Annotated in this window: 23 protein-coding genes and 1 pseudogene; 17 read left to right on the top strand and 7 right to left on the bottom strand. The window is 67.9% G+C overall.

The features are described 5' to 3' along the window. Positions 1 to 262: acyl-CoA dehydrogenase family protein (locus tag ON21_RS02355; protein WP_169332661.1), on the top strand; the 262-nt coding region annotated here is incomplete at its 5' end. A gap of 218 nt (positions 263 to 480) precedes the next feature. Continuing rightward, positions 481 to 1,878, top strand: a complete 1,398-nt coding sequence (locus ON21_RS02350) for an FAD-binding oxidoreductase (RefSeq protein ID WP_039794805.1) — start codon at positions 481 to 483, stop codon at positions 1,876 to 1,878. A 10-nt stretch (positions 1,879 to 1,888) separates the two neighbouring features. Here ON21_RS02350 and ON21_RS02345 read toward each other — a convergent pair whose 3' ends face one another. Then, positions 1,889 to 2,482, bottom strand: a complete 594-nt coding sequence (locus ON21_RS02345) for a TetR/AcrR family transcriptional regulator (protein WP_218004030.1) — start codon at positions 2,480 to 2,482, stop codon at positions 1,889 to 1,891. Between the two features lie 77 nt (positions 2,483 to 2,559). Here ON21_RS02345 and ON21_RS02340 point away from each other — a divergent pair, with 77 nt between their 5' ends. The 4 genes from ON21_RS02340 (at position 2,560) to ON21_RS02325 (ending at position 5,716) form a co-directional block, all read left to right on the top strand. Then, on the top strand, positions 2,560 to 3,048 hold the full coding sequence (locus ON21_RS02340; protein WP_039794802.1) for a cupin domain-containing protein: 489 nt from the start codon (positions 2,560 to 2,562) through the stop codon (positions 3,046 to 3,048). A gap of 127 nt (positions 3,049 to 3,175) precedes the next feature. Then, positions 3,176 to 3,631, top strand: coding sequence for a MarR family winged helix-turn-helix transcriptional regulator (locus ON21_RS02335; protein WP_039794801.1), 456 nt, complete (start codon positions 3,176 to 3,178; stop codon positions 3,629 to 3,631). After that, positions 3,631 to 4,872 (top strand): MFS transporter, encoded by a 1,242-nt coding sequence (locus tag ON21_RS02330; protein WP_039794800.1) that lies wholly within the window; start codon positions 3,631 to 3,633, stop codon positions 4,870 to 4,872. Before ON21_RS02335 ends, ON21_RS02330 begins: the two co-directional genes overlap by 1 nt. Positions 4,873 to 4,963: 91 nt before the next feature. Continuing rightward, positions 4,964 to 5,716, top strand: a complete 753-nt coding sequence (locus ON21_RS02325; protein ID WP_039794799.1) for a DUF427 domain-containing protein — start codon at positions 4,964 to 4,966, stop codon at positions 5,714 to 5,716. Between the two features lie 143 nt (positions 5,717 to 5,859). On the opposite strand, the gene ON21_RS02320 is transcribed toward ON21_RS02325, so the two are convergent. After that, positions 5,860 to 6,777 (bottom strand): AraC family transcriptional regulator, encoded by a 918-nt coding sequence (locus tag ON21_RS02320; protein WP_039794796.1) that lies wholly within the window; start codon positions 6,775 to 6,777, stop codon positions 5,860 to 5,862. 96 nt (positions 6,778 to 6,873) lie between these two features. Here ON21_RS02320 and ON21_RS02315 point away from each other — a divergent pair, with 96 nt between their 5' ends. Continuing rightward, the gene (locus ON21_RS02315) at positions 6,874 to 7,923 is read left to right on the top strand and encodes a saccharopine dehydrogenase NADP-binding domain-containing protein (protein ID WP_039794794.1); all 1,050 of its coding nucleotides are present in this window, start codon (positions 6,874 to 6,876) and stop codon (positions 7,921 to 7,923) included. 31 nt (positions 7,924 to 7,954) lie between these two features. After that, positions 7,955 to 8,365: a cupin domain-containing protein gene (locus tag ON21_RS02310; protein WP_039794793.1), complete on the top strand. Its 411-nt coding sequence runs from the start codon at positions 7,955 to 7,957 to the stop codon at positions 8,363 to 8,365. Positions 8,366 to 8,371: 6 nt separating this feature from the next. On the opposite strand, the gene ON21_RS02305 is transcribed toward ON21_RS02310, so the two are convergent. The 3 genes from ON21_RS02305 to ON21_RS02295 form a co-directional block, all read right to left on the bottom strand. After that, on the bottom strand, positions 8,372 to 9,241 hold the full coding sequence (locus tag ON21_RS02305) for an MBL fold metallo-hydrolase (protein WP_245562430.1): 870 nt from the start codon (positions 9,239 to 9,241) through the stop codon (positions 8,372 to 8,374). Positions 9,242 to 9,360: 119 nt separating this feature from the next. Continuing rightward, on the bottom strand, positions 9,361 to 9,693 hold the full coding sequence (locus ON21_RS02300) for a hypothetical protein (RefSeq protein WP_051020212.1): 333 nt from the start codon (positions 9,691 to 9,693) through the stop codon (positions 9,361 to 9,363). Further along, positions 9,693 to 10,892 carry a 3-ketosteroid-9-alpha-monooxygenase, oxygenase component gene (locus ON21_RS02295; protein WP_039794788.1) on the bottom strand — a complete coding sequence of 400 codons (1,200 nt, stop codon included), beginning with the start codon at positions 10,890 to 10,892 and terminating at the stop codon, positions 9,693 to 9,695. The genes ON21_RS02300 and ON21_RS02295 overlap by 1 nt, the downstream gene beginning before the upstream one ends. Before the next feature lie 198 nt (positions 10,893 to 11,090). Here ON21_RS02295 and hsaA point away from each other — a divergent pair, with 198 nt between their 5' ends. From hsaA to ON21_RS02265, 6 genes are all read left to right on the top strand, one after another. Further along, positions 11,091 to 12,254, top strand: a complete 1,164-nt coding sequence (gene hsaA / locus ON21_RS02290) for a 3-hydroxy-9,10-secoandrosta-1,3,5(10)-triene-9,17-dione monooxygenase oxygenase subunit (protein WP_039794786.1) — start codon at positions 11,091 to 11,093, stop codon at positions 12,252 to 12,254. A gap of 11 nt (positions 12,255 to 12,265) precedes the next feature. Further along, positions 12,266 to 13,144 (top strand): 4,5:9,10-diseco-3-hydroxy-5,9,17-trioxoandrosta-1(10),2-diene-4-oate hydrolase, encoded by an 879-nt coding sequence (gene hsaD, locus ON21_RS02285; protein WP_039794783.1) that lies wholly within the window; start codon positions 12,266 to 12,268, stop codon positions 13,142 to 13,144. Then, the gene (gene hsaC / locus ON21_RS02280; RefSeq protein ID WP_039794781.1) at positions 13,144 to 14,049 is read left to right on the top strand and encodes an iron-dependent extradiol dioxygenase HsaC; all 906 of its coding nucleotides are present in this window, start codon (positions 13,144 to 13,146) and stop codon (positions 14,047 to 14,049) included. Before hsaD ends, hsaC begins: the two co-directional genes overlap by 1 nt. A 20-nt stretch (positions 14,050 to 14,069) precedes the next feature. Next, the gene (hsaB, locus tag ON21_RS02275) at positions 14,070 to 14,642 is read left to right on the top strand and encodes a 3-hydroxy-9,10-secoandrosta-1,3,5(10)-triene-9,17-dione monooxygenase reductase subunit (RefSeq protein WP_039794778.1); all 573 of its coding nucleotides are present in this window, start codon (positions 14,070 to 14,072) and stop codon (positions 14,640 to 14,642) included. Between the two features lie 61 nt (positions 14,643 to 14,703). Further along, entirely contained in the window at positions 14,704 to 14,979 is a 276-nt protein-coding gene (locus ON21_RS02270; protein WP_039794777.1) for a type II toxin-antitoxin system Phd/YefM family antitoxin, read from the top strand. Further along, entirely contained in the window at positions 14,976 to 15,383 is a 408-nt protein-coding gene (locus ON21_RS02265; RefSeq protein ID WP_039794775.1) for a type II toxin-antitoxin system VapC family toxin, read from the top strand. The genes ON21_RS02270 and ON21_RS02265 overlap by 4 nt, the downstream gene beginning before the upstream one ends. 35 nt (positions 15,384 to 15,418) lie before the next feature. Here the strand turns inward: ON21_RS02265 and ON21_RS02260 are convergent. Beyond that, positions 15,419 to 16,277, bottom strand: a pseudogene (locus tag ON21_RS02260) (3-hydroxyacyl-CoA dehydrogenase). Positions 16,278 to 16,523: 246 nt separating this feature from the next. Here ON21_RS02260 and ON21_RS02255 point away from each other — a divergent pair. The 3 genes from ON21_RS02255 to ON21_RS02245 all read left to right on the top strand — a co-directional run bounded on the left by ON21_RS02255 (position 16,524) and on the right by ON21_RS02245 (position 19,339). Then, positions 16,524 to 17,096, top strand: coding sequence for a YdeI/OmpD-associated family protein (locus ON21_RS02255; protein ID WP_083880358.1), 573 nt, complete (start codon positions 16,524 to 16,526; stop codon positions 17,094 to 17,096). A gap of 90 nt (positions 17,097 to 17,186) precedes the next feature. Next, the gene (locus tag ON21_RS02250; RefSeq protein WP_051020210.1) at positions 17,187 to 18,032 is read left to right on the top strand and encodes an ATP-grasp domain-containing protein; all 846 of its coding nucleotides are present in this window, start codon (positions 17,187 to 17,189) and stop codon (positions 18,030 to 18,032) included. Positions 18,033 to 18,169: 137 nt separating this feature from the next. Next, positions 18,170 to 19,339: an alpha/beta hydrolase family protein gene (locus ON21_RS02245; protein ID WP_051020208.1), complete on the top strand. Its 1,170-nt coding sequence runs from the start codon at positions 18,170 to 18,172 to the stop codon at positions 19,337 to 19,339. Between the two features lie 230 nt (positions 19,340 to 19,569). On the opposite strand, the gene dmpG is transcribed toward ON21_RS02245, so the two are convergent. Continuing rightward, entirely contained in the window at positions 19,570 to 20,607 is a 1,038-nt protein-coding gene (gene dmpG, locus ON21_RS02240) for a 4-hydroxy-2-oxovalerate aldolase (protein WP_039794773.1), read from the bottom strand.

The following is a 20,607-nucleotide window of genomic DNA, read 5'->3' as shown; positions in this document are numbered from 1 at the left end:
CGTGCTGCTGGAATCGGCCCGGTCCGCGTCCGTCGCGGCGACCGCCGCGGTGGCGGCGAACAGCCCGTCGGCCGCCGAGGACGTCTGGGTCGCCCGCGTGCACTGCTCGGACGCGTTCACCGCCATCGCGGCCGAGACCGTTCAGTTGCACGGCGGCATCGCGATCACCTGGGAGCACGACGCGCATCTGTTCTTCAAGCGCGCTCACGGGGACGCACAACTGTTCGGCGCCGCGCACCGGCCGACGACGCAGCCCGCGTGAGCCGGGGCAGCGGCGGCACCGACTCGATCATCGGCGCGCCGCTGCCTCGACAGGCTGTGCGGCGCGGACGCGATGCACTAAGATGTGACAGGCGCCACACGCGCATGCCGGGGGATGCGTTTTCGAGTGGCACCGCAGGTCGGAATCGGTGCCGTAGCGAGTCGAGCTGCCGACTCGCCTCCCACAAGTCGTCGGGGCCCACCAGCCGGGAGGATGCCATGACGCAAACAGTGAATTCCGATCTCGAAGCATTGCGGTCCACCATGGACGGGCCGGTGTACGGCCCAGCAGACACCGGATACGACCGTGCCCGCGCCATCTGGAACGGCGACATCGACCGGCACCCCGCGGTGATCGCCCAGTGCCTGTCGCCGCGTGACGTGGCCGCGGCGCTGGCCTTCGGCCGCGAGCGCGGACTGGAGATATCGGTGCGCGGCGGCGGCCACTCCTACAGCGGGACCGCGGTCGGCGAAGGCGGCCTGATGATCAACCTGAGCGCCCTCAAGGGCGTAGCTGTGAATCCGGAGACCGAGCGCGCCCGGGTCGGCGGCGGCGCGACGATGGCGGACATGGACGCCGCCACCCAGGCGTACGGGCTGGCGGTGACCGGCGGGGTGATCAGCGACACCGGCGTCGGCGGCCTCACCCTCGGCGGCGGCATGGGCTGGCTGACCCGCATGGCCGGACTCGCCATCGACAATCTCGTCTCGGCGCAGGTGGTGCTCGCCGACGGCCAGGTGGTGCGAGCGTCCGATACGGAGAACGCGGAACTGTTCTGGGCATTGCGCGGCGGCGGCGGAAACTTCGGCGTGGTCACCGAATTCGAGTACCGCCTGCATCACGTCGGGCCGCAGATCCACCTCGGCCTGCTGTTCTGGGACATGCCGGACGGCACCGACGCGCTCCGCCTGATCCGCGAATTCATTCCCACGCTGCCGCGCAGGTCGGGAGCGTTGATCGCCCTGGCGATGTCGGCCCCGCCCGCGCCTTTCGTCGCCGAGCGATACCACGGCCACGCGGGCCACGCCCTGATCGTCGCCGGTTTCGGCACGGCCGAGGAACACGCCGCCGCGATGGCGCCGATCCGGAACGCACTGCCGCCGCTGTTCGAATTCTTCACCCCGATCCGGTATGCCGAATTGCAACGGATGCTCGACGCGGCGGCGCCGTGGGGTCTGCACGGCTACGAGAAGGCGCTCGACCTCCACGATTTCTCCAACGACGTCATCGCGGTACTGGCCGAGCACGCCGCAGAGAAGACCGCGCCGCTGTCGTTCATGCCGATCTTCCCGCTCAGCGGCACGTTCAGCACTGTCGGCGAGGACGACACGGCGTTCGGCGGCACGCGCCACTCGCATTACGAGTGCAACATCACCGCGATCACCCCCGACACCGAGACGCTCGCCATGGATCGGGAATGGGTGCGCACGACGTGGGAAGCGCTGCGTCCGTTGGCCTCCAACCGCGGCGGGTATGTCAATTTCATGGCCGACCCGGACCACGACCGGGTTCGCGAATCGTACGGACGCACGAAATACGCGAAGCTGGCGCACATCAAGGCCGACTACGACCCGGGCAACGTCTTCCACCGCAACGCCAACATAGCCCCCGGCTGACCTCGCGGCATCACTCGTTCGAGCGTCCACGGGCCACATCGGGACGCAGGCCATCCAGAACGATCCGCACGAGCCGGCGCCAATCACCGCTGCCGCCGGCGATGGTGGCGGACAACGCGCCGACGATCATGTAGACGTCCGCCACCGTGCAGTCGTCGCGCAGCGTTCCGGCCGCCCGATCCCGCTCGACGAGTTCGCCGATCACGTCCTCGAGCCTGCTACGGGATTCGCCTCTCGGCTCGCTGCCCGCCGACTGCCGAGCGGCCTCGATCGCCGCCGACAGGCCCCGGTCGGCCGCCAGCACCTCGCCGACATGACGCAAGTAGCGGGCGAGCCCACGTCCGGGCTCCCCACGCAGGCATTCGGTGCGGGCGAAATCCTCGATCTCGGCGAAGCGCTGCTCGGCCGCGGCCTCGATGAGGTCGGCATGGGTGGGGAAATGTCGGTAGACGGTACCCACGCCGACGCCGGCGGCGCGGGCGATCTCGGGCAGCTGCACGGCGACGCCGCGCTCGGCGAACAGCGTGCGGGCCACGGCCACGATGCGGGCACGGTTGAGTGTGGCGTCGGCGCGCTGCCTGCGGGGCGCCGACGGCCTTGACACTGGTGATCCCTCCATGTTTACCCTTCAATCGGAAACGGATTCCGATTCCGTTTCATCGCTTCGAAGGGTAGCACTTCATGTCGCACAATCGTTTTCGTCTTCTGACTCCCGGCGAGACACGGCCCGGCCGGGTGCCGTTGCCGCCCGCGTTCGCGGTCAAGGCCACCACCGCCGACACCGAGGGCAGGTTCTCCCTGCTGGAGGTAACCCTCGCGCGCGATATCCCCCGGCACACCCACCATGTCGCGGACGAATGCATCTACGTGCTCGAAGGCACGCTCGACGTCGAGTTCGACGATCGAACGCTCTCCGCGACGGAAGGCATGTTCGTGCTACTGCCACACGGCGTGCCACACGCCCTGCGCTGCGGATCGCAGCCGCCGCCCCGGGTACTGCAGATCTCCTCGCCCGGCGGCTGGGAGTGCTACTTGGAGGACCTCTTCGAAGCCGGAGCATCGGTGCTGACCGACGGGGCGCTGGATCCGGTGAAGATCAATCCCATCGCGGCGGCCTACGACATCCACTACGAAGAACCGGCGAGTTCCCTTGCCGATCAAGCGGATTGATTCGGACGACGCAGACTCCGGCGACCCGGCGGAGCACACCGTTCCGCCGGGGGTTCACCTCGTGTGGCCGGCTTCACCACAATAGATAGTTAGCCTATGTAATAATATTCCTGTGCGGCAGGCTCAGGTGAACGTAGCGGATGACATCGTCGTCGACCTTCTCGTCACCGCGGGCAGGCTCACTCGGCTGGCCGGGGTGATCAGCGGCGACGACCTGCCGCGGGCCATGTTGCGGGCGCTGGCGGTGCTCGACGAACATGGCGCGCTGCGGGTCAGCGAATTCGCCAGGATCGACCGATGTTCACAGCCGGCGGCAACGGCGCTGATCGGCAAGCTGGTCGCGGAAGGCTTCGCGACCCGGCGCAAGGACCCGGAGGATTTCCGGGCCGTGATCGTCGAACTCACCCCGGCCGGGCGAACCCGGCTGGCCGAGTTCCGCCGCGCATTCGCCACCGCGATCGGCGGACACCTGCCCGGCTTCGACACCGATCGACTGGCACGGCTGGACACCGAACTGCACGACCTGCTGGAGGCCCTGAAAACGGCTACGCGACAGCACGATCCGATCTCGAGGGAACACTGATGAGCACTTTGGCTCCCACCCGCGCCCCGGTCGCGGACAACACCAAGCAACCGAAAGCCGTCTGGGCGGTCGCGTTCGCGAGCGTGATCGCGTTCATGGGCATCGGCTTGGTCGATCCCATTCTCAAACCGATCGGCGAGCAACTGAACGCGTCGCCTTCCCAGGTGTCGCTGCTGTTCACCAGCTACATGCTGGTGACGGGCGTGGCCATGCTGGTCACCGGTGTGGTGTCCAGCCGCTTCGGCGCGAAGAAGACGCTGCTGGCCGGGTTGGCGATCATCATCGTGTTCGCCGCGCTGGCCGGTATGTCGAACACGGTGGCGCAGATCGTCGGCTTCCGCGCGGGCTGGGGCCTGGGTAACGCGCTGTTCATCGCCACGGCGCTTGCCACCATCGTCGGCGCGGCCAGCGGCGGCGTCGCCCGCGCGATCATCCTCTACGAAGCCGCGCTCGGCATCGGCATCGCGACCGGTCCGCTGGTCGGCGGCGTGCTGGGCGGCATCAGCTGGCGCGGACCGTTCTTCGGCGTGTCGGTGCTGATGGCCATCGCGCTGGTCAGCATCGTCGTCCTGCTGCCGGACGGCCCCGAGCCGACGCACCACACCTCGATCGCCGCGCCCTTCCGCGCGTTGCGCTACCGGGGGCTGCTGATCGTCAGCATCACCGCCCTGCTGTACAACTTCGGCTTCTTCACCCTGCTCGCCTACACTCCGTTCCCGCTGGATATGGGCACCTACGCGATCGGCTTCATCTTCTGCGGCTGGGGTGTGCTGCTGGCGATCGCGTCGGTGTTCCTGGCTCCCCGGTTGCAGCGCCGGTTCGGTTCGCTGCCGATGATGGGACTCTCGCTCGGCCTGTTCGCGGCCGACCTGGCGATGATGGCCGTGTTCGCCGAGCACAAGCCGGTGCTGATCGTCGGCACCGTGCTGGCGGGCCTGTTCCTCGGCGTGAACAACACGCTGATCACCGAGGCCGTGATGATCTCCGCGCCGGTGGAGCGGTCCACCGCGTCGGCGGCCTACAGCTTCGTCCGCTTCGCGGGCGGCGCCGCGGCACCCTACCTCGCGGGCAAACTCGGCGAGCACAGCATCTCGCTGCCGTTCTGGGTGGGCGCGGCGTGCACCGCGGGCGCGGTCGTCGTCCTGCTGACCGGACGCGCCGCCTTGGCCCATCTCGACGAGCACGATCCCGCTCCGCACAGCGTCGAGGAAGCCCAGGCCATCACGGTCGGCGACGACTGATCCCACCAGCGCGTCGAAGGCAGCCACCAGCGTGGCTGCCTTCGACGTTTCGGTCTGGCGCGCACCGCCCCGAGGAGTACGGTCGAGAGATATGACGGAAGCGAAGCGGGGGCGCGTCAGCGTCGAGACCAGCCAGAAGCGTGTGCGCGTCTACTTGGGCGGGCACTTGGTCGCCGACAGCGTACGGCCGGTACTCGTGTGGGAGAACCCGCACTACCCGACCTACTACCTGCCGGTCACGGATCTGCGCGCGAAGCTCGAACCGAGCGGGCAGACCCAGCATTCCACCAGCCGCGGCGACGCGACGGTCTACGACGTCATGGTCGACGGCACGACCGCGGGCGGGGCGGCGCTGCGCTATCACGAGTCGCCGCTGACCGAATTGCGCGAGCTGGTCCGGCTGGAGTGGGGTGCGATGGACGAGTGGTTCGAAGAGGACGAACCGATCTACGTGCACCCGCGCAACCCGTACTCGCGCGTCGACATCCTGGCCAGTTCGCGGCATGTGCGGGTGGAGATCGACGGCGTCACCGTCGCCGACTCGCGCGCTCCGCGCATCCTTTTCGAAACGGGCTTGCCCGCGCGGTACTACCTGCCGATGACGGATGTCCGGATGGATCTGCTGTACCCGTCGGCCACCCACACCAGCTGCCCATATAAGGGCACCGCCGACTACTGGACCGTCCGCGTCGGCGGAAACGAGTATCCCGACTACGCGTGGGGCTACCGCACGCCGCTGCCGGAGAGCCAGAAGGTCGCCGGGCTGGTCTGCTTCTACAACGAGAAGGTCGACATCTACGTCGACGGCGAACTCCAGGAGAGGCCGCGCTCGCCGTTCAGCTGAGTTCGGCGACAGCCCGCGAGTCTCGCCCCTTTCGGCGTCGTTCCCCTCGGTCACCACGTCATACGGCGCGGGCAGGGATCAGTCCTCGCGCACACCGTGACCGCGCACCCGCCGGTCCGGTCGAGCGATATGCCGCGGCCCGGTCAGACCGCGACCAAAGGCGGACTGTCGGCCGCGCGACGGTATTGGCCCGGCGCCACGCCGTATTCGCGTTTGAAGGCCTTCGCGAAGGCGAACTCCGAGGCGTATCCGACCCGGCGGGCCACCGCGCCGAGGCTGCTGTCGGTGTCCCGGAGCAGGCGGGCGGCGGTCAGCATGCGCCAGCGGGTCACATAGGCCAGGGGCGGTTCGCCGACCGTCGCGAGGAAGCGACGCGCGAGCGTCGCGCGGGAGACGCCCGCGATGTCACCGAGGTCGGCGACGGTCCAGGCGCGCGCGGGCTCCTCGTGCACCGCGCGCAGCACCGCCACCACCGCGGGATCGGCGAAGGCGCCCGCCCAGCCGGAGGAGCACAGGTCGGATTGCTCGTCGAACCAGGCGCGCAGGATGAACAGCAGCAACGTCTCGAGGATCGCGGGCACGGCCGCGTCGCTACCCGGACGCGGTTCGGCGATCTCCGCGGCCAACAGGTCGACCGCGCCGCGCAGCGCGGGATGACGCCCCGGGCGCGCGGGCAGGTGGATGAACTCGGGCAACTCGTCGAGGATCGGATGGGTGCGGCTGCGGCCGAGTTCGTAAGCGCCGCAGAGCAACGCGGTCCGAACGCCAGGCCCCACGATCTCCCTCGGCTCGCCGGGCACCGCGGTCTCGGTGACGGGGGTGTCCAAACTGTCGAGCAGGTCGTGATCGGCGCCGCGCGGCATGAACAACACATCACCCGCGCCGAGCGCCATGGGTTCGCCATCCGGCGGCACCACCCAGCAGGAGCCCTGCAAGACCACGTGAAAACCCGCTCCCGGCACTACCGGATACCGCCGACCCCACGGGGCGTGCCGGATGAACAGACCGGAGGTGGGGCTGCCGGTGCGGATGGCCGCGATGGCCTCGCTCAGAATGTCCACTTATTGACCATAACACTCTTAGTATGAGCGTTTAAGACAAAAAGACGAGCATTGTAGGCATTGGAAGACTCACGAGAAGGCAATAGCTTTCTTCCCATGACATCAACCGAAGCCACCCCCACCATCGCCGTCTACGGCGCGACCGGACAGACCGGCGGCCACCTGCTCGCCGAACTGCGCCGCCGCGGCCTCACCCCGATCCTGGTGGGCCGCAACCTCGATCGCATCCGCGCCGCCGCCGGTGCGGCGGATCTGCCCGACGCCGACATACGGGTAGCCGACCTGTCCGACCACGCGGCCCTCGTCAGAGCGTTCACCGACGCCGACGTGGTGATCAGCAGCTTGCCCGCCTATGTCGAGCACGGCTCGGCGGTGCTCGCCGCGGCGATCGACGCTGGTGCGCACTACACAGACATGTCCGGCGAGCAACTGTTCCTGCGGCGGGTCCTCGACGAGTTCGGACCGCGCGCCGTCGCGGCGGGCGTCACCGTGGTCTCCGGCGTCACCGACAGCAACCTCCCCGGCGACCTGCTGGCTCACCTCACTACGCGCCGGGTGGCCGGGCCGGCGGAGGTGGTGCTGAGCCACCTGAGCAAAAGCGGCGGCAATGGTTCCAAAGGCAGCGCCAAGACGGTGTCGGCCAGCCTGGACTGGTTCCGCGACGGCGGCTGGCACTACGCGGACGGCGAACTGCGCACCGGCGCGACGGCACGCCACCAGAAGATGACCTTCCCCGGTGACACCGAGCCGACCGCCGTCGCGAAATTCCCGCAGCCCCCGGTGTTGACCATCCCCCGGCACTCGGACGTCTCCTACGTCGAAGGCGTGCTCGCCACCTCGATCCTCGACACGCTCAGCGGGTTCACCGCCGAGCTCGTCGACACGCTGCCCGACGCGCCCAGCGCGGATCTGCGCTACGACCTCGTCGTCGACGCGTTCGGCGTGGACGGGCGCCGGGTTCGCGGCGTGCTCAGCGGCGTGCACTCCTACCGCGATTCGGCATTGATGGCGATGGAGACCGCGGTCCGCTTGGCTGAGGGCGGTGTGCCATCGGGCGCGCTCGCGCCTGCGGAGGCGTTCGATCCCGCCGATTTCCTGGACGCGCTGGCTCCTTTCGGAATCACCTGGCGCATCGAGGAGCGCTGAGGGGCGGCGAAGGATCGGGCATAGTCGAACGATGACCGACAATCGACCGCCGCTCGCCGTCACACTCGATCTCGCGCCGCATCCCGAGGGCGGCTGGTACCGCGAAACCTGGCGCAGCCCGGTGCAATTCACGCCGGAGGGCTACCCCGGCCCGCGCGCCGCCGCCACGGCGATCCATTTCCTGCTGCTACCGGGCGAGCGGTCGGCCCCGCACACGGTGCGCTCCGACGAGCTGTGGCTCTGGCATCGCGGCGGACCGCTGGCGCTGGACATCGGCGGCGACGAGGTGATCCTCGGCCCCGACCTGGAGCGCGGTCAGGCGCTGCAAGCGGTGGTGCCGGGTGGGGTCAGCCAGTCGGCGCGGCCCGCGGGTGCGGACTACGTCCTGGTCAGCTGCATCGTCTCACCGGGATTCGACTTCGCGGATTTCCGGCTGGACTGACCGGGCTCAGCGCACCGGCACGGCGGCGAATCGGTCGAGTTCGTGCGGATCGTGCGCGCAGAACATCCGCACCCGGTCGCCGTGGTCGGCGTGTAGCGTGCGCAGCCGTTCCAGGTTCTCCACTCGCTCGCGTCCGAGCGTGCTCGCGAGCACCTCGAACACGCCGAGGCCGGCCGGGGGACGCGCCTTCCCCGCCGCCAGCTGCCGGTGATGGAAATAGGCGTCGCCGCAGTGCAGCAACCATCCGTCGCTCTGCCGGACCGCGACGCCGCTGTGCCCGCGCGTGTGGCCGACCAGCGGGATCAGCATGATGTCCTCGAGCACCGGGACGGCGGTGAAGCCGAACCAGGTGTCCGCGCCGGTCTCGTGGGCCAGCCAGCGGGGACCGTGCTCCCACTGGCGCGGCTGGTAGCGCAGCTTCTCTCCGAGGGTGGGGCGCTGGGTCGCCGCGTCGAGTTCGTCGGCGAAGACGTGCACGGTGGCATCGGGGAAGTCGGACAGCCCGCCGGCGTGATCGAGATCGAGATGGGTCAGCACGATGTGCCGGACGTCCTCGCGCCGATAGCCCAGCGCGCGGATCTGGTGCAGCGCGGTGAGTTCGGGGCGCAAACGCGGCCGCAGCAGTCGCGAGGTACCGAAACCCAGCCTGCCCCGATCGAGCACGTCGGCCATGCCGAAGCCCGTGTCCACCAGCACCAGACCGTCATCGGACTCGACGAGCAGGCAATGGCCGACCAGCCCGCCGGTCAGCAGCCCACCGCTGCCCAGCAGCGCGCGCCCGCCGACCGGGCACATGGTCGCGCAGTCCAGATGCCGCACCAGCATCGCGGAAACTCCCTCCTGCGGCGCCGAATCGGACGCGGTCCGTTTCGGCACGAAGGTCTATTTTGTTCCCGTCAACGTAGCCGGAGCGCGGCTCGGCCGCGACAGCGCGGTCACCGCCGCGGCGAACGGCGGGCGAACGGATCGCCGCCCACCGCCACCGGACAGCCCTGCTATTCAGGGATTTCGAGCACGCCCTCGTCCACGGCCCAGGCGATGGTGCGCTCGAGATCGGGACACGAGTCAGGGCGACCCGGCCCGTGACCGGTCGCGCTCAGCTCGGCGAAAACCGGGCAGTGCTCGGCCGGATCGCCGGTCCACTGCACCGACGTCTGGTGCGTACTGCTCTTGCGCACCAGCACGTGGCTCTGGCAGGCCCGGCACCGCAGGGGTGTCAGGCCGTCCTCCAGATACCGCTGTTTGTCGACCACCGTCTGGGCGCGCACTTCGGCTCGCCGAGCGGGCTGATCGGCGAAATCGGGTGCCTTCGCCCAGGTGGCCGCCATCAGACGCCTGCCTCGGCTTCCTCGGTCTCGCGCTTGCGCCGCAGGTTCTCGGCGACCTCGGCCTCCCAGGCCTCGTTCGCCTTGGTGGTGTCCACCTCGAACTCGAAGCGCTGGGTCATCTTCTCGGTGACGTCGGCCAGGTCGACGTAGAACTGCTCGTACCAGCGACGCAGCTGGTAGACCGGCCCGTCCTCCTCGCACAGCAGCGGGTTCTCGACCTTGGACTTGTGCTTCCAGATCTCGACGTCCTGCAGGAAGCCGACGCTGATGCCCTCGGTCATCTTCTCGGCCAGCTTGACCGCCATCTCGCCCTCGACGCCCTTCGGCTTCTCCAGCGTGATGCCCCATTGCAGGACGAAGGAGTCCTGGGTGACCGGGTAGTGGCAGTTGATCAGGACGCTCTTGACCTCGTAACCGCTGTAGATGTTGATCAGCGGGTTGATCATGTAGGAGGGGCCGAAGTACGACGCCTCGGACTTCAGCAGCGTGTCACCGCCGTACTTGGAGGCCATGCCGATGTCCGGCCTGCCCTTGGTCTCCAGGAACTGGGTGGCGATGTGGCCCTCGAAGACGTTCTTGAAGTACGTCGGGAAGGCGAAATGGATGTAGAAGAAGTGGGCCATGTCGACCACGTTGTCGATGATCTCGCGGCAGTTGGCGCCCTCGATCAGCATCGAGTTCCAGGTCCAGTCGGTCCACCCGCTGTCGAGCTGCTCGCTGGGGTTGCCGTCGGCGTCGGTGTAGGGGCCCTTGATGTGCGGGATCGTGACCTCGGGCGGCGGCTGGCTGCCCTCGTGGTCGTGCCAGACGAACAGCTGGCCGTTGCGCTCCAGCGTGGTCCACTTCCTGGTGCGCGCCAGCGGCGGCACCCGCCGCGCGTACGGAATCGCGGTGCACTTGCCGTTGGTGCCCGACCAGCGCCAGTCGTGGAACGGACAGGCGATGTCGTCGCCCTTGACCTCGCCCATGCTCAGGTCGCCGCCCATGTGCCTGCAGTAGGCGTCCAGCACCCGCAGTTCACCGCTGCTGTCGGCCCAGACGACGAGTTTGGTGCCGAAGATGTTCACCGCGTGCGGCTTGCCGTCCCGGAACGTCTTGGCCAGACCCAGGCAATGCCATCCCCGCGCATAGCGGGTCGGTGCGGCGCCGACATCGAGCTCCCGGACCTTCGCACCGCTCCCCTGTGGGGTAATTGCCATCGCGATTCCTCCTCCTTCTGTACTAGAACACGTTACAAAACTGACGCTCTGCACGCCAGCGATTCACCTCACTTCCTGCATGAGCGCATGTCCGAGCGGGGGTGAACACCGGTTCTCGACAGAAATAGGAACCTGTTCTAGTCTCAGAGGCAAATGAGATTCCCGACATCAACCGACCAGGCAGGAGCAGGTCCCGAGATGACGCAAGAAGTGACCGAACGGGTCGAAGCGCTGTTGCCGACGTTGCGCGAACGCGCACAGGAGGCCGAGGACCTGCGGCGCATCCCCGACGAAAGCATGAAGGCGTTGCAGGAGACCGGCTTCTTCCGGTTGCTCCAGCCCAAGCAGTGGGGCGGTCACGCCGCCGATCCGGTGGTCTTCTACGACACCGTGCGCAAGATCGCCAGCGCGTGCGGCTCCACCGGCTGGGTGGCGGGCATTGTCGGGGTGCACAATTGGCACCTCGCGCTGTTCGCGCAGCAGGCGCAGGAAGACGTCTGGGGCGAGGACACCGAAGTGCGGATCTCCTCCTCCTACGCGCCCATGGGCGCTGGCACGGTCGTCGACGGCGGCTACCTTGTCAACGGCGCGTGGGCCTGGTCGTCCGGCTGCGATCACGCCACCTGGGCGGTGCTCGGCGGCCCGGTGATCAAGGACGGCAAGCCGGTGGACTTCGGCAGCTTCCTCATTCCGCGCGACGACTACCGCATCGACGACGTGTGGAACGTGGTCGGCCTGCGCGGCACCGGCTCCAACACCGTCGTGGTGAAGGACGTCTTCGTGCCCTCGCACCGGTTCCTCAGCTTCCGTGCCATGAGCGAACTGAAATCGCCCGGTCTGGAGCAGAATACCGATCCGGTCTACAAGATGCCCTGGGGCACAATCCATCCCACCACCATCTCCACTCCGATCGTCGGCATGGCCTACGGCGCCTACGCGGCGCACGTCGAGCACCAGGGCAAGCGGGTGCGCGCGGCCTACGCGGGCGAGAAGGCCAAGGAGGACCCGTTCGCCAAGGTGCGCATCGCCGAGGCCGCCAGCGACATCGACGCCGCGTGGCGGCAGCTGTCGGGCAACGTCGCCGACGAGTACGCGCTGCTGGCCGCGGGCAAGGAGATCCCGTTCGACCTGCGCGTGCGGGCCCGGCGCGACCAGGTGCGCGCCACCGGCCGCTCGATCGCCGCGATCGACAAGCTGTTCGAGAGCTCCGGAGCCACCGCGCTGGCCAACGGCACGCCGCTGCAACGCTTCTGGCGCGACGCGCACGCGGGCCGGGTGCACGCGGCCAATGATCCCGAGCGCGCCTACCTGATGTACGGCACGCACGAGTTCGGCCTGCCCGTCACCGACGGCATGGTCTAGGAGGGGTGAGGGTGACATCGACCGCGGAACTCACCGCCGAATCGACCTCGCGCTACGCGCAGGTGCGGCCCGATCTGCGGCTGCACTACCACGAGGCGGGCGTCGGCGCGGGGCCGACGATCGTCCTGCTGCACGGCGGCGGGCCGGGCGCGTCCTCGTGGTCGAACTTCGCGCGCAACATCCCGGTGCTGGCCGAGCACTTCCACGTGATCGCGGTCGACCAGCCGGGCTACGGCCGCTCGGACAAGCCCACCGAGCATCCGCAGTACTTCGTGCACAGCGCCTCGGCGCTGAAGGACCTGCTCGATCACCTGGAGATCACCTCCCGGGTGCACCTGCTGGGCAACTCGCTCGGCGGCGGCGCGGCGGTCCGGTTCGCACTGGACTATCCGGACCGGGCCGGGAAGCTGATCCTGATGGGGCCGGGCGGGCTGAGCACCAACCTGTTCGCGCCCGATCCCACCGAGGGCGTGAAGCTGCTCTCCAAGTTCAATTTCGAGCCGACCAGGGAGAACCTGGAGGCATTCCTGCGCATCATGGTCTTCGACCAGTCGCTGATCACCGAGGAGTTGATCGAGGAGCGGTTCGCCTCGGCGAGCACGCCCGAGGCGCTGGCCGCGACCAGGGCGATGGGCAAGTCGTTCGCGAGCGCGGACTTCGAGAAGGGCATGCTCTGGCGCGACGCCTACAAGCTGCGTCAGCCGGTGCTGCTGATCTGGGGCCGCGAGGACCGGGTCAACCCGCTCGACGGCGCGCTGGTGGCGACCAAGGTGATCCCGCGCGCGCAACTGCACGTCTTCGGCGGCTGCGGGCACTGGGCACAGCTGGAGAAGTTCCACGAGTTCAACCGGCTCGCGATCGATTTCCTCGCGGGCGTCAAGGAGAAGTGATGGGCATCCGCTCACTGGGATATCTGCGTATCGAGGCGACCGACATGGCCGCCTGGCGGGAGTACGGCCTGAAGGTCCTCGGCATGGTCGAGGGCAAGGGCACCGACCCCGAATCGCTGTACTTGCGCATGGACGAGTTCCCGGCCCGGCTGGTGATCGTCCCCGGGGAGAAGGACCGATTGCAGGTCTCGGGCTGGGAGACGGCCAACGCCGAGGAGTTGCAGGACGTCCGCAACCGCTTGGACGCGGCGGGCGTGCCCTACAAGGAGGGCACGGCAGCCGAGCTCGCCGATCGCCGGGTGTACGAGCTGATCACCTTCGACGACCCCTCCGGCAACACGCTCGAGGCCTTCCACGGCGCCGCGCTGGAGCATCGCCGGGTGGTCAGTCCCTACGGGCACAAATTCGTCACCGAGGAGCAGGGGCTCGGGCACGTGGTGCTCAGCACCAAGGACGACAAGGCGGCGCTGGAGTTCTACCGCGACGTGCTCGGCTTCCGGCTGCGCGACTCGATGCGGCTGCCACCGCAGATGGTCGGTCGCCCGGCCGACGGCGAGCCCGCCTGGTTGCGCTTCTTCGGCTGCAACCCGCGTCACCACTCGCTGGCGTTCCTGCCCATGCCGACGCCGAGCGGCATCGTGCACCTGATGCTCGAGGTGGAGAACGCCGACGACGTCGGGCTGACCCTGGACCGCGCGCTGCGCAAGAAGGTCAAGATGTCGGCGACGCTGGGACGGCACGTCAACGACAAGATGCTCTCCTTCTACATGAAGACACCGGGCGGGTTCGACGTCGAATTCGGCTGCGAGGGCCTGGAAGTGGACGACCACGACTGGATCGCGCGGGAATCCACCGCGGTGAGCCTGTGGGGCCACGACTTCACCGTCGGACAGCGGCAGCAGTGACCGAGAGGGCGAGCGAAACGATGACCGCGGACGGATCCGAGATCGATCCACGGCAGTTCCGGAATGTGCTGGGACAGTTCTGCACCGGCATCACCGTGATCACCACCTTCGACGACGACGGGGTGCCGATCGGCTTCGCGTGCCAATCCTTCGCCGCCCTCTCCCTCGAACCGCCCCTGGTGCTGTTCTGCCCCACCAAGGCGTCCCGCTCCTGGACGGCGATCGAGAAATCCGGGCGCTTCTGCGTGAACGTCCTCGCCGAACAGCAGCGCGAACTGTGCGCCCGCTTCGGTTCCCGCGAACCCGACAAGTTCGCCGGCGCGACCTGGCACACCTCCGACCTGGAACTCCCGGTCCTGGACGAGGCGCTGGCCACCATCGAGTGCAAGGTCGACAACGTCGTCGACGGCGGCGACCACTACATCGTGATCGGGCGGGTCCAAGCCCTCTCCGAAACGACCACCACCGGCCGTCCGCTGCTGTTCTACCGGGGCCAGTACACCGCCATCGAACCGGAGAAGACCACCCCGGCCCCGTGGCGCGCGGACCTGGAGCACTTCCTTACGACGACGACGTTGGACACTTGGTTGTAATGCTTCGCAGCATCAAGCAGCACCTGTAGCTCCACGCGCTACACCGAGCTACAATCACGCTATGAAGGTGATCACGCAGCGTGAGTTCCGCAACAACTCAGCGGCAGTCATGGATGCCGTCGAGGCCGGGGAGACCTTTCGCGTGACCCGCAATGGGGTCGAGGTCGCCGAAGTGCGACCGGTCGGCCGAAAGCGCCGTCGAACGGCGGAAGAACTCGTCGAACGGCATCGCAAACTCCCGCGTGTCGACTATGCCCGCATGCGGCGAGAGGCCGACGATTTCTTCGGAACAGAGGATCGAGTCGGCGACGACGACGCTTGGGGTTCGCGTTCATGACCGAGCGGCGGCACGCATCAGGCGTATTGGACACCTGCACCTACATCGACCTGTACGCGCTCGATCCTGCGTCTTTGCCGGAGATATGCGAGATAACGGCGATCACGCTGGCCGAATTGCACCAAGGCGTCGCCATGGCGAACGACGCTGCCACCCGATCCGCCCGATCCGAGCAACTCGGCGCCGCCATCGTGGATTTCGATCCGTTGCCCTTCGACGAAGACGCCGCGACACGCTACGGCACCCTGGTAGCACTCACCCTGGCAGCGAAACGCGACCCGCGGCCGCGCCGAATGGATCTGCTCATAGCGGCGATCGCATCCGCACGTGGGTTACCGCTGTACACCCGCAACAGCGCGGATTTCCGGGGTCTGGAAAGCATGCTCGAGGTCGTCGCGGTCTAGCGCATAATGCCGGCGTATGTTGCCCCCTCGCCGAATCAGTACTTGTAGAAGCCCTCTCCGGTGGCGATGCCGAGCTTGCCCTTGTCGATGTAGTTCTCCTTCAACCACTGGGCCAGCCGTTGGGAGTCCTCGTCCTCGTTGTTGACGAGGATGTTGTACGGCGTGGTCAGTCCGATGATGTCGAGGATGCGGAACGGCCCGGCCGGGGCGCCGGTGCCGATCTGCCAAGGTCTTGTCCACCGCTTCGGGATCGGCGTAACCGCCCGCCGCCAGGCTCATGCCTGCGTTGAGCAACGGCACCAGCAGCGAGTTCAGGACGTAACCGGCCTTTTCCTTGTGGATTTCGATCGGCACCATGCCGATCTCGGAGGCGAAGTCGACCACGGCCTGGTACACGTTCGGGTCGGTGTCGGCGGTGCCCATGATCTCGGCCGTGTTGAAGTGCCACACCTGATTAGCGAAGTGCAGCGCGAGGAATCGGTCCGGGCGGCCGGTGAAGTCCTTCATGGCGCTGGGCAGCAGGGTGGAGGAGTTGGTGGCGAAGATCGTGCGCTCCGGTGCGACCCGGCCGAGCTGCTCGTAGGTCTGCTGCTTGATGCTCAGCACCTCGGGAATGGCCTCGATGACCAGGTCCGCGTCCTGCACCGCTCGAGCCAGGTCGGAATCGAGCGCGATACTTGCCGCCGTCTGCTCAGCCTTCCCGTCCCCGCCGCCGGGTACCTGCTCGCGGTAGACCGCTGCGAGCTTGTCGAGTCGCTCCCTGGCCGCGGCCAACGCCTTGTCGTCGATGTCGTATGCCGTCACCTCGAAACCGCGGAAGGCGGTCTGGAATGCGATCTGAGAACCGAGCACCCCGGTGCCGAGGACGGTCACCTTGCGAATGTCGATGGTCATTCGTTTCTCCTCTCGACGGTTGCGAAGCAGACCGCGACGATCCGAGTGGCCTCGCGATCATCGCCGCCACGGCTTCAACGTACCGGGGCAGCGACACCCGCCCTGCTTCGCGAGTGGTGCATGAGCGCGGCGAAACCCGAGATACCCGCACGCTCATGTGCCACTCGTGAAGTGCTCAATTGATGAGCACTTTGGGGCGGAGGATGAGGTGTGCAGGCAGCAGCACCGCATCTTTTGGAGGGCATCGTGGGTCGGTTCGATGGGACAAGAATCCTTACTTGTGGCGATGTCGCGCAGTGGGAGGAGTGGCTCGCGGCCAATCACGACGAAGCCTCCGATGTCTGGCTGAAGATCGCCAAGAAAGGGGCGGCTGGTAGGACGATCAGCCACAGCGAGGCGCTCGACGGCGCGCTCTGCTTCGGCTGGATCGACAGTCACCGCCGCGGCCTCGACGCCGAGCACTACCTTCAGCGGTACTCGCCGCGCCGTCCGAGGAGCCCGTGGTCGCGGATCAATGTCGCCAAAGCCGAAGCGCTCATCGCCGCGGGTCGCATGCGGGCTCCCGGTTTCGCGGCCATCGCCGCCGCGCAGTCCGATGGGCGCTGGGCGTCCGCCTACGAAGGTCAGCGGACCGCCACCTGCCCGGCCGACTTGCTCGAAGCGCTCAGCGCGAATCCCGGCGCACAGGAGAGATTCGAGCAGCTCGATCGCACCGCGCGGTACGCGTACTTCCTGCGGCTGATGAAGACGCGGAGTTCCGCCGAGCGGGCCGGACAGGTGCGGCGCATGCTCGATGAGTTGAATCAGTCGGCCGCGTAGTGGGGCCCCATTTCAAAGGCAGTCGAGTACACATCGACAAGCGGCGGAAATCGGTTGGGAATCACGTGTGCGGACGCGAGGATATGGGTTGTGCTGCTGCTTGTTCCGGCCGATGTGCTTCGCCCCCGACGCGTCGATGCGCATTTCGCCGCGGAGGCGGATGCCGCTCGTGCCGCCGGGATAGAAGTCGCTGTGGTCGATCACGACGCGTTGGCCCGTGCTGGTGGCGCGGACGAGGCCGTCGACCGTGTCCGGACGGGCGGCGCGGCTGTTTATCGCGGCTGGATGTTGCGCAGCGAGCAGTACGCCGCATTCGACCGGAGCTTGCGGCAGCGGGACGTCACGCTCCGCACGAACGCCGAGCAGTATCGGCGCGCGCACGAGTTGCCAGGCTGGTATTCCGCACTCGCCGAGCTGACTCCGCGATCGGTATGGACCACAGGGAACGATCGCGCCGCATTCGATCACGCATGCCGAGAGCTGGGAACAGGCCCCGTCGTCCTGCGCGACTACACCAAGTCGATGAAGCACTACTGGCACGAAGCGGCCTTCATCCCCGACGTGGCGGACCAGGACTCCGCCTGGCGCGTGGCGACCAGATTCCGTGAACTCCGCGGCGAAGACCTGACCGGTGGATTCGTCCTGCGCCGCTTCGAGCATTTCCGGTCGGCCGAAGTCCGCACCTGGTGGGTGGACGGCAAGTGCCGGTTGATCGGCCCGCACCCGGACACCCCGGAGGAAATGCCCACCGTCGCTTTCGATCCGGCCACCGTCGAGGACGCCATCACCGCCCTCGGCCTCCCCTTCGTCACGGCCGACTTCGCACTACGCGACGACCGGACCTGGCGCCTGGTCGAACTCGGAGACGGCCAGGTCAGCGACCGCCCGCAAACCATTCCGGCCGAAGAGCTGATCGCCCTCCTCCGCGCGAGTTGAGCACGGGCAGACGAGTATCAGATACTCGATGGCGGTCGTTGATTTGCCGAGCGCGAACCCACTGTGACCGGTACTCGCCGTAAGCTGGAATATTCAGTGCAGCAGTGCACTTCGGGTCGGGTCTGCGGAGGAAGCCGATGTTCGCCAACTGGTTCCACCCTGCCGCCGCCATACCGAAGCCGCAGCGCGCGATGGCGTTGGTGCTCTGCTCGCTCGCCGTGCTCGGTATTGCCGCGGCGGGAACGGCCGCGCACGCCGACGAGACCGCGTGGCCGACAGCGGAACCGGGCTCGGTGGTCGGCTCGCACGGGTTTCCGGGCGGATGGGGCGGTATCGAGTCCGCCCGTTTCATCGAGTACGTCACCGAGGGCCCGACCGGCGCGCCGACGACGGCGACCGGCGTGCTCGCGACACCGGCCGGAACACCGCCCGCGGGCGGCTGGCCGATCGTCGCCTGGGAGCACGGGACCAGCGGACTCGGCGCTTCGTGCGGGATCAGCGCGAACCCGCGATACGACGCGCCCATCGTCCAGCAACTGCTGGAGCGGGGCTATGCGGTCGTCGCGCCGGATTACGTCGGTCTCGGCGTGGGCGCGGCCACCACGCATCCCTATCTCCAGTCGCGCACCGAAGCCACGGCGACCGTCGATCTGGTCCGTGCCGCCCGCCACGTCGACACCACGCTCGCGGGCAGGTGGGCGGTAGCCGGCGTGTCACAGGGTGGGCACGCCGCGCTCAACACCGGCGGCATCGCCGACAGCTACGCTCCCGAACTCGAATTCCGGGGCACCGCGGCGCTCGCGCCGCCGTCCAATATCGAGGGAGTGCTCGCCGTGGCCGGGCCGTATGTGCCGCAGGTCCCCGGCTTCGAAGGCTCCACCGCCCTGTTCACCGCCATGCTGAACGGGATGCGTCTCGTCGCACCCGACGCGGTGGCGGACGTACTCACACCCGTTGGCGCGGACGCGCTGGCTCGGATCGACGGTCGGTGCCAACGGGAATGGCAGGCGGCGGTCCGGGGCTTACCGCTCGGATCGATGCTCCGGAGACCGGTGGCGGTCAGCCCGTTGGCCGACGCCCTCACCCGCTACCTGGCGGTACCGACCTCGGGCTACCGCGGCCCGGTGTTCATCGCGCACGGCACCGCCGACAACGTCGTTCCCATCGCGCTCACCCGGTTGTTGCTCGCCCAATACACACTCGCCGGAACGAGATACGAGTTCCACAGCTACGACACCGATCACGAAGGGATCGTCGGAGCCGCCTGGCCGGATGTGCTCGACTTCGTCGCCGAGGTTCTGGCGTAGCCGTGGACATGGATGACGCCGTTCGAGGCGCAAGGCTGCTCGCCTCCGACATCGAAACTTCGCTCGGATTTGCGGTATTGCTGTGCCTGATGCCGGCACTGCCGCTGCCCTCGACCCACCGAACCGGGTAGCGCGACCGTAGAGGAGTTCGCGATGGAACTGGCTCTCGGTGTTCTGGGCAGAGCGGGCCGCGAACGTGATTTCGTTCGCGGCCCGCTTCATCCGTCCGGTCAGGCGGTGACGGTCGCCTTCTCCCGCTGCAATTCCAGCGCGATGTCGATGAGCTGATCCTCCTGCCCGCCGACCAGCTTGCGCTTGCCCGCGCGCACGAGCATCTCGGCGGCCGAGACGCCGTAACGCTCGGCTTGCCGTTCGGCGTGCTTGAGGAAGCTGGAGTAGACGCCCGCGTAGCCCATCATCAGGGCTTGGCGATCGAGCAGGCATTCCTGCGGCATCGCCGGGCGGACGACGTCTTCGGCGGCGTCGGCGATGGCGAAGAAATCGATGCCGGTCTTCACGCCCAGCTTGTCGCACACGCCGACCAGCGCCTCGACCGGCGTGTTGCCCGCGCCCGCGCCGAAACGTCGCGCGCTGCCGTCGATCTGCTTCGCGCCGGCACGGATGGCGTAGATCGAGTTGGCGACGGCCAGATCCAGGTTCTCGTGGCCGTGGAAGCCGACCTGCGCGTCGTCGCCGAGTTCGGCCACCAGCGCCGCGACCCGGTCGGAGACCTGCTCGAGCACCAGCGCCCCGGCCGAGTCGACGATGTAGACGCACTGGCAGCCCGCGTCGGCCATGATGCGCGCCTGCTTGGCCAGCACCTCCGGCGGCTGGGTGTGCGACATCATCAGGAACCCGACCGTCTCCAGCCCGAGTTCCCGCGCCAGACCGAAGTGCTGGATCGACACGTCGGCCTCGGTGCAGTGCGTGGCGATCCGGCAGATGGACGCGCCGTTGTCCTGCGAGATCTTGATGTCTTCCTTCACCCCGACGCCGGGCAGCATCAGCACGGCGATCTTCGCCCGCTTCGCCGTCTCGGCCGCGATGGTGACCAGTTCCTGCTCCGGGGTCTTGGAGAAACCGTAGTTGAACGACGAACCGCCCAGTCCGTCGCCGTGGGTCACCTCGATCACCGGCACACCGGCGCCGTCGAGCGCGGCCACGATGTCGCGGACCTCGGTGGCGGTGAACTGGTGGCGCTTGTGGTGGGATCCGTCGCGCAGCGAGGTGTCGGTGACGCGGATGTCGAGTTCTGCTGAGTAGGCCAT

The sequence above is a fragment of the Nocardia araoensis NBRC 100135 genome, from assembly GCF_000308435.1.
GTDB classification, from domain to species: Bacteria; Actinomycetota; Actinomycetes; order Mycobacteriales; family Mycobacteriaceae; genus Nocardia; species Nocardia araoensis.
Note: the sequence above shows the minus strand (reverse complement) of the source record. Positions and strands in the feature narration are given on the sequence as shown.

Excerpts from the sequence above, each read along its gene's own strand:
- ON21_RS02350 (WP_039794805.1), top strand. The coding sequence starts at position 481 with ATGACGCAAACAGTGAATTCCGATCTCGAAGCATTGCGGTCCACCATG.
- ON21_RS02340 (WP_039794802.1), top strand. The coding sequence starts at position 2,560 with ATGTCGCACAATCGTTTTCGTCTTCTGACTCCCGGCGAGACACGGCCC.
- ON21_RS02330 (WP_039794800.1), top strand. The coding sequence starts at position 3,631 with ATGAGCACTTTGGCTCCCACCCGCGCCCCGGTCGCGGACAACACCAAG.
- ON21_RS02325 (WP_039794799.1), top strand. The coding sequence starts at position 4,964 with ATGACGGAAGCGAAGCGGGGGCGCGTCAGCGTCGAGACCAGCCAGAAG.
- ON21_RS02315 (WP_039794794.1), top strand. The coding sequence starts at position 6,874 with ATGACATCAACCGAAGCCACCCCCACCATCGCCGTCTACGGCGCGACC.
- ON21_RS02310 (WP_039794793.1), top strand. The coding sequence starts at position 7,955 with ATGACCGACAATCGACCGCCGCTCGCCGTCACACTCGATCTCGCGCCG.
- ON21_RS02300 (WP_051020212.1), bottom strand. The coding sequence starts at position 9,693 with ATGGCGGCCACCTGGGCGAAGGCACCCGATTTCGCCGATCAGCCCGCT.
- ON21_RS02295 (WP_039794788.1), bottom strand. The coding sequence starts at position 10,892 with ATGGCAATTACCCCACAGGGGAGCGGTGCGAAGGTCCGGGAGCTCGAT.
- hsaA (WP_039794786.1), top strand. The coding sequence starts at position 11,091 with ATGACGCAAGAAGTGACCGAACGGGTCGAAGCGCTGTTGCCGACGTTG.
- hsaC (WP_039794781.1), top strand. The coding sequence starts at position 13,144 with ATGGGCATCCGCTCACTGGGATATCTGCGTATCGAGGCGACCGACATG.
- hsaB (WP_039794778.1), top strand. The coding sequence starts at position 14,070 with ATGACCGCGGACGGATCCGAGATCGATCCACGGCAGTTCCGGAATGTG.
- ON21_RS02270 (WP_039794777.1), top strand. The coding sequence starts at position 14,704 with ATGAAGGTGATCACGCAGCGTGAGTTCCGCAACAACTCAGCGGCAGTC.
- ON21_RS02265 (WP_039794775.1), top strand. The coding sequence starts at position 14,976 with ATGACCGAGCGGCGGCACGCATCAGGCGTATTGGACACCTGCACCTAC.
- ON21_RS02245 (WP_051020208.1), top strand. The coding sequence starts at position 18,170 with ATGTTCGCCAACTGGTTCCACCCTGCCGCCGCCATACCGAAGCCGCAG.
- dmpG (WP_039794773.1), bottom strand. The coding sequence starts at position 20,607 with ATGGCCTACTCAGCAGAACTCGACATCCGCGTCACCGACACCTCGCTG.